Genomic DNA, 11,342 nt, shown 5'->3' on the forward strand with positions numbered 1-11,342 from the left:
CTATTTTTCTTTAAAGTCTTTGGTATCCCTTGGCAGACATTTGCTAATGGAAGCCAGCAAATAAGCCGCTATTTTTTGCGTATGTTTGTTTGGCATGATTTCATTAATTGGCCCTTTAAATACTATTTTAGTCAGATATTTATTACCTTGGCAATTGTATTCGCAGGGACTTTAACCGCGACGGTGCTGGCTTTGCCGCTATCATTTTTAGCCGCACGCAACGTAATGTCGACACCAGGATTACGTATTATTTCCTTTATAATTCGGCGCTTTTTGGATGTTTTTCGTGGCATTGATATGGCAATTTGGGGGCTGATTTTTGTTCGTGCCGTTGGTATGGGGCCGCTTGCCGGGGTGTTAGCTATTATTATGCAAGATATAGGGTTGTTGGGTAAACTCTATGCTGAAGGGCATGAAGCTGTTGATAAATCGCCTAATCGCGGCTTGACCGCCATGGGGGCTAATGCTTTGCAAAAACATCGCTTTGGTATTTTTACTCAGTCCTTCCCAACACTGTTAGCGCTAAGCCTTTATCAAATTGAGTCAAATACGCGTTCTGCCGCAGTATTAGGTTTTGTGGGGGCGGGAGGTATTGGCTTGGTTTATGCCGAGAATATGCGTTTATGGAACTGGGATGTTGTGATGTTTATTACCTTAATAATGGTTGTGGTGGTTATGATTATGGATAAAATATCTGCCACATTACGTAGAAAATACATTTCCGGTGAGGATGTCGCCCTTTATCAATCCAGCTATAACAGTAAGATGAATAGCTGATGTTTAATAAAGTAGAAAGATGAAGGGAATATTAATTTATCTTAGTCCTTCAAATTTCATTATTATTGAGTTTTATGTATTTTACCGGAATGCATACTTTTCTCATTAATCAGATTTGCATTGAGAAAATCAACGTAAATCTATACAATACTGCCCGCTAGACGTGAAAGAAGCCTTTTGTTTTTCTTGCGATATTCGCCCACGTCTACTCTAAATAATAGGAATAGGGCAGTAATATGATGAACAACGATGTGCTCCGTAGTGTTCGCTACATGCTTAACGTAAACGATATCAAGATAGCAGAAATCATTAAGCTGGCTGATTTTGAAGTGAACAATGCGGATGTCGTTAATTTTCTTAAAAAAGAAGATGAGGCCGGTTATCAAGATTGCCCTGATCTGGTAATGGCACATTTCCTTAATGGTTTGATCTTCTTTAGACGTGGTAAAGATGACAAGTTCCCGGCCCCAGCGGTAGAGCCAGTCATTACCAACAATATTGTATTGAAAAAACTACGTGTGGCATTTGAGTTGAAAGATACTGATATGCACGATGTCTTTAATGCGGTTGAATTCCCAGTATCCAAACCTGAGCTAAATGCACTGTTCCGCAAAGAGGGCAGCAAAAACTTCCGCCCATGTGGTGATCAGGCTTTGCGTTATTTCCTGAAAGGTTTGACGCTACGTATACGTGGTCCTAAAAAGTAAAATTGATCATATCGATATAACTATCTGATATAGATTATTAATAACAAAACAGGAGTGGCAATTTGGCACTCCTGTTTTTCGTTAAAATTAAGCGGCACTCTTCTCACCACTCTCTGAATTAACACCACTCTGTTTTTTAATTACCTGCTCACATACTTCCTCTCATTGTTGCACTATCTGTGCCCGTGCGTTGCGCATTATTGGTGCAGACAATTAGGCCGTTTATCCGGTTATTTGGCAACGTTATCTATAATCTTCAATTAAATTATTAAGATATAAAACTGGCATGGCGATTGCGCAGAGTAATCCGATCTTGTGTGTTTTACTCAACGACCAGAGGTTAACGCTATGCAACATCGTAACTTGATTAAGGTTTTTGCTCTTTCAGCTTCGGTTATCAGTATGGGTGTGGCTTTTGGCACGCTGGCTGCCGACACCATCAAAGTGGGTATTTTGCACTCGTTGTCCGGCACGATGGCTATCTCTGAAACACCATTGAAAGATATGGCTTTGATGAGTATTGATGATATCAATGCTCATGGTGGTGTATTGGGTAAACAACTGGAGCCGGTTATTGTCGACCCGGCCTCTAACTGGCCACTCTTTGCCGAGAAAGCGCGGCAATTATTAACACAAGATAAAGTCGCCGTCGTATTTGGTGCCTGGACGTCGGTTTCACGTAAGTCTGTCTTACCGGTATTTGAAGAGTTAAATGGTCTACTGTTCTATCCGGTACAGTATGAGGGGGAGGAGATGTCGCCCAACGTCTTCTATACCGGTGCGGCACCAAACCAACAGGCTATCCCCGCTGTGGAATACTTATTAAGTGAAGATGGGGGCGGTGCAAAACGCTTTATTTTGTTAGGGACGGATTATGTCTACCCGCGCACTACCAACAAAATCCTACGTGCTTTCCTGCATACCAAAGGTATTCAGGATAAAGATATCGAAGAGATTTATACCCCGTTTGGTTACAGTGATTACCAAACTATTGTGGGTAATATTAAGAAATTCTCTGCCGATGGCAAAACCGCCGTTATTTCCACCATCAACGGCGATTCAAATGTTCCCTTCTACAAAGAGTTAGCCAACCAAGGTATCAAAGCAACTGATGTGCCTGTCATTGCGTTCTCTGTGGGTGAAGAGGAACTACGTGGCATTGATACCAAACCACTGGTGGGGAATCTGGCTGCCTGGAACTACTTCCAATCGGTGGATAATCCGACGAACAAGACGTTTGTTGAACAATGGAAAGCCTATGCCAAAGCGCATAAGTTGCCGAATGCAGATACTGCTGTCACCAATGATCCGATGGAAGCTACCTGGGTAGGTATGCACATGTGGGCCCAGGCAGTAGAAAAAGCCAAATCAACCGATGTGGATAAGGTTCGTGCTGCGATGGCCGGACAAACCTATCCAGCACCATCAGGATTTACGCTGACAATGGATAAGACTAATCACCATCTGCACAAACCGGTGATGATTGGCGAAATTGAGGCTAACGGACAATTCAACGTGGTATGGCAAACCGATGCGCCAATTCGTGCTCAGCCATGGAGCCCGTTCATCGCCGGAAATGACAAGAAACCGGATCATCCAGTGAAAAGCACGCAGTAGCGATGACACTCCAGGGCCAGATTTTGCTGGCTCTGGATCTTTTTTGCCATATATCAGTGATGAGCGGGCCTATGAAATTGTTAATTCCTGTTTGGAGTAGAGCAGTCAATCTTTTGCTCAGGCCGCTGATAGGCCTGTTACTGAGCTTTTCAGCCTTGGCAACAGCAGGGCCAGCCCATGATTTTGCTGTGGCTAATCGTTCACAGCAAGCCGCTATGTTGCAGCAATGGGCGACCGAACCGGATGCTAGCCGATTACCCTTATTGCAGGCACTGAAACAAGAAACGTTGGTGGTCGATAGCACAGGGCAGGCATTCATCCAGCATAATCTGAGTTTCACCCCGCTGGAAGGGCAGTTACAACCTGTCGGTACACCAAAGAAAATCTGGCTCAATAACCGCTTACGTATTCTTATTGCTAATGCACTGACGGCTCAACGGCTGGCAAGTGAAGATGAATCAGTGCGCTGGCAAGCGGCACTAGAGTTACAGCTGCAAGCGCAAAGTGATCAATTACCGTTACTTAATCAGCGTCTTAAATTGGAAACAGACAGTAAAGTCAAAGAGGCGCTAAGTATTGCTTTGGCTAATTTACAACTGACCGATAGTAACCCTTTGGTGCGCCTGAATGCCGTGCAATTGCTCGGAAAATCAGGTTCGCCACAAACCCAATCTCGTTTGCAAAGCTTAACCGATGCTAAAACCGAGCCTGATGCACAAGTGCGTGCCGCGGCAGCCAGTAGTTTGAAACAGGTACAAAATCGGTTGATGGTCGGGGATATTATTGGGCAAGTATTCAGCGGGTTATCACTAGGCTCTATCTTGTTGCTAGCAGCTCTTGGGTTAGCCATCACTTACGGCCTATTGGGTGTTATCAATATGGCCCATGGTGAAATGCTGATGTTGGGAGCCTATTCAGCTTACTTGGTGCAATCTCTGTTTCAGCAGTTAGCTCCGCATTGGCTAGCCCTCTATCCTTTGGTCGCCTTGCCGGTCGCGTTCTTTATTACGGCTGGAATCGGCATGGCTTTGGAACGAACGGTAATTCGGCATCTTTATGGCCGCCCGCTGGAAACGCTGTTGGCAACCTGGGGAATTAGTCTAATGCTGATTCAGAGCGTGCGTATGATTTTTGGCGCGCAAAACTTGGAAGTCGCTAATCCTGCGTGGCTATCTGGCGGGGTACAGATTTTGCCAAATCTGGTTTTGCCATGGAATCGTATCGCCGTTATCGCCTTTGTGATCATTGTTCTGTTACTCACCTGGCTGTTGCTAAATAAAACCCGTCTCGGTCTACAGGTACGGGCAGTGACGCAGAATCGAGCCATGGCTGCTTGCTGTGGGGTGGCAACCGGCAGGGTTGATATGCTGGCTTTTGGTCTGGGTTCGGGTATTGCCGGATTAGGCGGGGTTGCCCTGTCACAACTGGGAAATGTTGGCCCGGAATTAGGGCAGGGCTACATCATCGATTCCTTCTTGGTTGTGGTGCTTGGTGGTGTCGGACAACTGGCTGGTAGTGTTGTTGCAGCACTGGGGTTAGGCATGCTGAATAAAATTTTGGAACCGCAGATTGGCGCAGTATTAGGTAAGATTTTGATTTTAGTGCTAATCATATTATTTATTCAAAAACGGCCGCAGGGTCTGTTTGCCCTCAAGGGCAGGGTGAGTGATTAATGAATCAACCTTTAGCTATAACCTTGACGCAAAAAGCACCTGTTATCAGCTTATCATTGGGGGCTGTAGTTGTTACTGCACTGATTATTTTGCCTTTTTTAGCACTGCTGCCGGCGGATAATCCCCTCGCAATATCAACCTATACCTTAACGCTTATCGGTAAGATTCTATGCTATGCAGTAGTGGCTATCGCACTTGATCTGGTATGGGGATATGCCGGTTTACTGTCTCTTGGCCATGGCCTATTTTTCGCACTTGGTGGTTATGCCATGGGCATGTATCTGATGCGTCAGGCGGCTGGAGATGGCCTGCCTACATTCATGTCTTTTCTATCCTGGTCTGAGTTGCCGTGGTTTTGGAGTGGTAGCCAATATTTTATTTGGGCATTGTGCTTGATCGTCTTGGTTCCCGGTTTACTGGCTTTTATTTTTGGATATTTCGCCTTTCGTTCCAAAATAAAGGGCGTCTATTTCTCTATCATGACGCAGGCGCTGACTTACGCGGGGATGTTACTGTTTTTCCGTAACGAAACGGGCTTTGGCGGTAATAATGGTTTCACCGGATTTACCACTATGCTGGGCTTCCCGGTATCGGCAACCTCTACCCGTATTGCCCTGTTTCTGGCCACACTCGCTTTGTTAATCGCCAGTTTGGTACTGGGATTTGCATTGGCCCGCACCAAGTTTGGGCGAGTGTTGACCGCCGTGCGTGATGCTGAAAATCGCCTGACATTTTGTGGCTATGATCCGAAAGGTTTCAAGCTGTTTGTCTGGACATTATCAGCCGTACTCTGTGCTCTGGCGGGAGCGTTGTATGTACCTCAGGTTGGCATCATCAATCCAAGTGAAATGTCACCAACCAACTCTATTGAAGCTGCTATCTGGGTAGCGCTTGGTGGGCGCGGGACATTAATTGGCCCGGTATTAGGGGCTGGCATTGTCAATGGCGCAAAAAGCTGGTTCACCATGGCAATGCCAGAATATTGGCAGTTCTTCCTCGGATTGATATTTATTTTGGTTACGTTGTTCTTACCTAAGGGTGTTATCGGGTTACTGCGGCGGGGGAAAGACAAATGAGCCGGTTTCAAATTACGGAACAACTGATTTATCCCGAGATAATTGTTCAGGAACCCGGTGCGTTAGAGCATGCGGCCGACAAGCATCGCCAGCAACGGGATCCGGTGTTAACCCTCGAAAATATTAATGTTAGCTTTGATGGCTTTCATGCTTTGCGTGATCTCTCATTGCAAATAGGTGTTGGCGAGCTGCGTTGCATTATTGGCCCGAATGGTGCGGGTAAAACCACGCTGATGGATGTGATAACCGGTAAAACACGTCCCCAGACCGGTAAGATGACCTATGACCAACACCATGATCTCTCAATGATGAATACGATAGAGATTGCTCAAGCAGGGATTGGCCGGAAATTCCAGAAACCGACGGTATTTGAAGCGCTGAGTGTGTTTGAAAATCTTGAATTGGCACAAAAAAGCACCAAAACGGTCTGGGCCAGTCTGCGCGCCAAGTTGAACAGTGAGCAGCGGGATCAAATTGATGAAACGCTTACTATGTTGCGCCTTAGTGAGATGCGACAGCGGCAGGCAGGCTTGTTATCTCATGGTCAAAAGCAGTTTCTTGAAATTGGGATGTTATTGATGCAAGACCCGCATTTGCTACTGTTGGATGAGCCAGCCGCTGGGATGACCGATGCCGAGACCGCCTATACCGCCGAGTTGTTTAATCAATTAGCCGGGAAGCATTCACTGATGGTCGTGGAGCACGATATGGGGTTCGTCGAGTCCATTGCTGATCATGTCACGGTGTTGCATCAGGGCCAGGTGTTGGCCGAGGGGTCATTGGCAGAGGTGCAGGCTAACGAGCAAGTGATCGAGGTATATTTGGGGCGCTGAGCCGCTCTGACTCTGTGTTGCTTCCCCCCTCATTTGGGTTGACCAAACTTCGGGGATTGCGCCTTGATTCATAGCGGCTGATCGGTGTTGTTTCTCCTGCCATATCACGTGATCGGGTTTTGGTGACTAACAGTTAACTGGATATTTAAGGGCAATATATGCTGCAAGTGAATGAACTTGATCAATATTACGGTGGCAGCCATATCTTGCGTGGCTTGTCATTCGAGGCTGCGATAGGTGAGGTTACATGCTTATTGGGCCGTAATGGCGTTGGTAAAACGACGTTACTCAAATGCTTGATGGGACTGGTGCCGGTCAAAAACGGTAGCATTACATGGGAAGGTAAAAATATTAGCCATCAGTCACCACACCAACGGGTGAAAGGAGGCATTGCTTATGTGCCACAAGGTAGAGAAATTTTCCCCAGATTAACGGTTGAAGAGAACATTCTATTGGGGCTTTCTCGTTTTCCCAGCGCCCAGAGTAAGGTAGTACCTGAAAGTATTTATCAGTTATTCCCAGTGTTACAAGAAATGAAACATCGCCGTGGTGGGGATTTATCTGGTGGGCAGCAGCAGCAGTTAGCGATTGGGCGCGCATTAGCTTGCCAGCCTCGTTTGCTCATTTTGGATGAGCCAACTGAGGGAATTCAACCTTCGGTTATCAAAGAGATAGGTATAGTTATCAAAAAACTGGCTGCTCAAGGGGATATGGCTATCTTGTTGGTTGAGCAGTTTTATGATTTTGCCGCAGAGCTGGCGGATAACTATTTAGTGATGTCCCGTGGCAAAATTATCCAGCGTGGCCACGGCACTGATATGGAGTTAGACGGTGTCCGTGGCCTGGTTGCTATCTGACAGGCTCTTATGGGAGGCGAGTATCCTCGATGGGCAGTGAATCGAATGCCCCCCATTGCGCCCAAGAACCATCATAGAGTGATACTGATGGTGCGTTTAATGCCGCCAGCCCCAGAGCCACCACTGCGGCTGTTACGCCAGAACCACAGCTGGTAATAATGGGCTTGGTTAAATCCACGCCTTGAACGGCAAAAATACTTGCCAGTGCTTGTGGCGATTTCAAATTACCATTTTCTACCATGCTCCCCCACGGGACATTAATACTGCCGGGGATACGGCCAAGGCGCAGACCAGGCCGAGGCTCAGGCTCTTGGGCTTTAAATCTGTTGGCTGGCCGGGCATCTATAATTTGTACGTCACTATTTCCCAGCACGGCGACAACCTCATCAACGTTTTTGACCGCAGCATTATTGAAAGCCACATTGAACACTTGCGGGGTTGGTTTTGCCTGGCCGCTTTCTAATGCATAGCCCGCTTGCCGCCATCCGTTGATACCACCGGCCAATATACGCACATTTTTGGCACCAAAAGTACGGAACGTCCACCAAACGCGTGGTGCGGAAAACAGGTTACCGTCGTCATAAATCACTAAAGTATGTTGCTCACTTACCCCTAATTGACCAACCCTCTCACTGAATTCCTGTGGCGATGGCAGCATATGTGGCAATTCAGTACTGTGGTCTGCAATTTCATCAATATCAAAGTAAACGGCTCCCGGGATATGCCCTTGCTCGAACTCAGCCTGAATGTCTCTTTTAGGTATCAATCCCGGCGGTGACATTCTGGCATCCAGAATAACGATATCGGCATCATTAGCATGTTCTGCCAGCCATTGTGCTGTAACCAGAAAAGGTGAGTTCATAGCAAGTTACCTGTCAACATTATAAAGGAGCGATGGGATTTATCGCTTCATCTTGATGCCCACTATATAACGAAATTACGCTATTGAAACCCCGACTGACTCATGATGCGTAACGCTTCGCATTTATTGAAATTTATTATTCAATGAATTACATAATGAAAATATATAATCAATTAATTGAATTTGTAATTCAATCTGTGAACTGCGTACTGATAGAAGCATCCTGATTATGTAAGCTTTCATTAGCTTGACTCTTTTCTTCGTAGCGCCTCGCAAAAAATAACTTTAATTTCATATTGGCTTGATGGTGAAATTTTAATTTCGTATAACCAGTGGCAAGTAAAGCTACCTTATCGGGGCTTTAATTTATAAACAGGTAAGGGGAATAAAATGAAAAAAGTTCGAATTGGCCTTATTGGTACTGGTTATATCGGCCGTTGCCATGCCATTGCTTACGCGCAGGTTGCGACTGTTTTTCCACTCAAGGGCCAGCCAGTATTAGAGATGTTGGCAGAAGTGACTCCTGAATTGGCTCAAAAACGTGCGGTAGAATTTGGTTTTTCCCGATCTACCTCCCATTGGCGCGAACTGGTTGCCGATCCTGATATTGATGTGGTGGATATTTGTGCACCAAATTTCTTGCATAAGGAGATGGCTCTAGCAGCAATTAGCCACGGCAAACATGTTTATTCAGAAAAACCACTGGCGCTGAGTGCTGCCGATGCTAAAGAAATGGTCGATGCTGCACGCGCAAAAGGGGTAAAAACGTTGGTAGGCTTCAACTATATGAAAAATCCAACGAGTCAGTTAGCGCGAGAAATTATTGCAAACGGTGAGATTGGTGAGGTCGTGCATTTTTATGGTACTCATAATGAAGATTATCTGGCTGATCCACTCACACCTTTGGACTGGCATTGTACCAAGGCGCAGGCAGGTCTGGGGGCCTTGGGGGATTTAGCCGCACACATTGTTAATATGGCTCATTATCTGGTCGGCGATATCACCCGTGTCTGTGGCGATATGCAAACTATCATCAGACGGCGCCCTGACCCGAAAGATCCCTCATCGCTTCTTGCTGTGGAGAATGAAGATCAAGCCAGCGCATTGGTGCATTTTAGCAATGGTGCTATGGGGACCATAGAAACTTCACGGATTGCTTGTGGCCGTAAAATGGGGCTGACATATGTAATCACCGGCACTAAAGGTGCGATCAGTTATTCTCAAGAACGCATGGCGGAATTACAGCTCTATCGCCATGATGATCCACAGGCCAGACAAGGGTTTAAAACATTACTTACAGGGCCACAGCATCCAGACTATGCGGCTTTTTGTGTCAGTGCAGGACATGGTATTGGATTTAACGATCAAAAAACGGTTGAGATCCGCGATTTGATTAACGGCATTGCTGCCGATGACCGTATGTGGCCGGATTTTGAAGAAGGTTGGAAAGTATCGAAAGTATTGGATGCTATTGCCGTTTCTGCCGAGGAACGATGCTGGGTAAATGTCTTAACAGATTGACTATTCTGCTACAGCTAACATTTTTAATTTCTACAATGTCAATGCGAAGAGAGGTTATCTAATTCTCAGATTTACATAGCACCTTAAGTTAGTTAGTGGTGAGCCTCATTTAGCTGATACTGGCCCGAATTAGGCCATGTATGAGTTTTAAATATGCCCACTGCTGACACTAAACGTAATAATCACGCGACAACTGCTGCTCATTATCTTAATGAGCAGCAACGGGCAAGGGTAAAGCAGTTGTCCCGTTCTTGGCTATGGCGTCTGGAGATCCCCACTTGGATATTGATCGGTGCCATTTACACTGGGTGGTTTGTTGGTGTTATTCATTGGCAGCAATTAGGGCCAGTGATGGGAAGTGTTCTGCTGATCTTGTTGAGTGCGTGGTATATGTCTTTGCAACATGAGTTGATTCACGGCCATCCAACCCGTTGGCGGTGGGTAAATCAGCTATTTGGAACTTTGCCACTGGCGGTATGGTACCCCTATGGCCTTTATCGTGATTCTCATATTCAACATCACCGCGATGAGGATTTGACGCACCCAGAAAAAGATCCAGAGTGCTATTACTACACGGCAACACAATGGCAATACTTCCACATATTACTCAAATGTATTATACGTGCGAGTAACACCTTTGTGGGGCGGCTAGCCATCGGGCCATCACTGGACATCATTAATACCCTTCGCAGCGCAGCCCGGGCTTTTATTTCCGGCGATCGCTCGGCCATATTCATGTGGCTGATTCATTTAGGGCTACTTTACGGGTTACTTCACTGGATGGCAGGCTATGGTATTTCTGCCGTTTTCTACCTACTGGCGATTAGCTATCCGGCACTTAGTCTGACTAAAGTAAGATCTTTTTTTGAACATCGTGCAGCGCCAGAAAGTTCGGCGCGCTCAGCCCTGAATGAAGCTGCATGGCCATGGCGTCTGCTATTTCTAAACCTCAATTACCACCTGGTGCATCATGATTTACCAGCCTTACCTTGGTACGGGCTACGCCAGATTTATCTGGAAAACCGCGTTCAATATCAGCAGCGCAGCGGGCAATTTGTCGTGAACGGCTATACTCAATGGTTTGACGCATTTGCTTTTACTGCGTTGGAAATAGAAGTACACCCATTTTACGATTGCGAGAATAAAACTGTTGCGGCAGAAGAGCGGTATGGTGTGATTAAAAGTAGTAGCCAGCATTCTGAATCAACCTAAATCAGCCCGCTGAGGTTAGGACGGCTATGGATTCAGGCGAAAAAATTCTTAGCGATCTCTTCTGTTATTTGAAAATTGCTGTTGTTATATACAGTATTTCATGTAATCTTAACTGAAAATCTTGCTGTTACAACACAGCTTAAATACTTAGCTATCAAACTGTTACGTATTATAGATACAAACCTATAAGCCTAATGTAACGCTAAT

At 45.9% G+C, this 11,342-nt stretch carries 10 protein-coding genes; 9 read left to right on the top strand and 1 reads right to left on the bottom strand.

Annotated elements, in window-relative coordinates; all coding sequences use genetic code 11:
* The 7 genes from phnE to urtE form a co-directional block, all read left to right on the top strand.
* Nucleotides 1-777, top strand: a 777-nt coding sequence (phnE, locus tag V2A85_RS18385) for a phosphonate ABC transporter, permease protein PhnE (protein ID WP_420072046.1), incomplete at its 5' end; no start/stop codon positions are given.
* 236 nt (nt 778-1,013) lie between these two features.
* On the top strand, nt 1,014-1,484 hold the full coding sequence (locus V2A85_RS18390; protein WP_083159488.1) for a DUF1456 family protein: 471 nt from the start codon (nt 1,014-1,016) through the stop codon (nt 1,482-1,484).
* A gap of 348 nt (nt 1,485-1,832) precedes the next feature.
* Nucleotides 1,833-3,101, top strand: coding sequence for an urea ABC transporter substrate-binding protein (gene urtA / locus V2A85_RS18395; RefSeq protein ID WP_083159486.1), 1,269 nt, complete (start codon nt 1,833-1,835; stop codon nt 3,099-3,101).
* A gap of 71 nt (nt 3,102-3,172) precedes the next feature.
* Nucleotides 3,173-4,774, top strand: coding sequence for an urea ABC transporter permease subunit UrtB (gene urtB, locus V2A85_RS18400; protein WP_420072047.1), 1,602 nt, complete (start codon nt 3,173-3,175; stop codon nt 4,772-4,774).
* Nucleotides 4,774-5,850, top strand: coding sequence for an urea ABC transporter permease subunit UrtC (urtC, locus tag V2A85_RS18405; protein ID WP_420072048.1), 1,077 nt, complete (start codon nt 4,774-4,776; stop codon nt 5,848-5,850). Before urtB ends, urtC begins: the two co-directional genes overlap by 1 nt.
* Nucleotides 5,847-6,683 carry an urea ABC transporter ATP-binding protein UrtD gene (urtD, locus tag V2A85_RS18410; RefSeq protein ID WP_420072049.1) on the top strand — a complete coding sequence of 279 codons (837 nt, stop codon included), beginning with the start codon at nt 5,847-5,849 and terminating at the stop codon, nt 6,681-6,683. The genes urtC and urtD overlap by 4 nt, the downstream gene beginning before the upstream one ends.
* 158 nt (nt 6,684-6,841) lie before the next feature.
* The gene (gene urtE / locus V2A85_RS18415) at nt 6,842-7,540 is read left to right on the top strand and encodes an urea ABC transporter ATP-binding subunit UrtE (RefSeq protein ID WP_420072050.1); all 699 of its coding nucleotides are present in this window, start codon (nt 6,842-6,844) and stop codon (nt 7,538-7,540) included.
* A 7-nt stretch (nt 7,541-7,547) separates the two neighbouring features.
* Here the strand turns inward: urtE and sseA are convergent, their stop codons facing one another.
* Entirely contained in the window at nt 7,548-8,402 is an 855-nt protein-coding gene (sseA, locus tag V2A85_RS18420) for a 3-mercaptopyruvate sulfurtransferase (RefSeq protein ID WP_420072051.1), read from the bottom strand.
* Nucleotides 8,403-8,792: 390 nt separating this feature from the next.
* Here sseA and V2A85_RS18425 point away from each other — a divergent pair, with 390 nt between their 5' ends.
* Both V2A85_RS18425 and V2A85_RS18430 read left to right on the top strand, forming a co-directional pair.
* A complete protein-coding gene (locus tag V2A85_RS18425) occupies nt 8,793-9,923 on the top strand; it encodes a Gfo/Idh/MocA family protein (protein ID WP_420072052.1) in 1,131 nt (376 codons plus the stop codon).
* Nucleotides 9,924-10,076: 153 nt separating this feature from the next.
* Nucleotides 10,077-11,135, top strand: a complete 1,059-nt coding sequence (locus V2A85_RS18430) for a fatty acid desaturase (protein WP_372558406.1) — start codon at nt 10,077-10,079, stop codon at nt 11,133-11,135.
* Nucleotides 11,136-11,342: the final 207 nt, after the last annotated feature.

The organism is Yersinia sp. 1252 StPb PI, assembly GCF_048593885.1.
Classification (GTDB): Bacteria; Pseudomonadota; Gammaproteobacteria; order Enterobacterales; family Enterobacteriaceae; genus Yersinia; species Yersinia enterocolitica_E.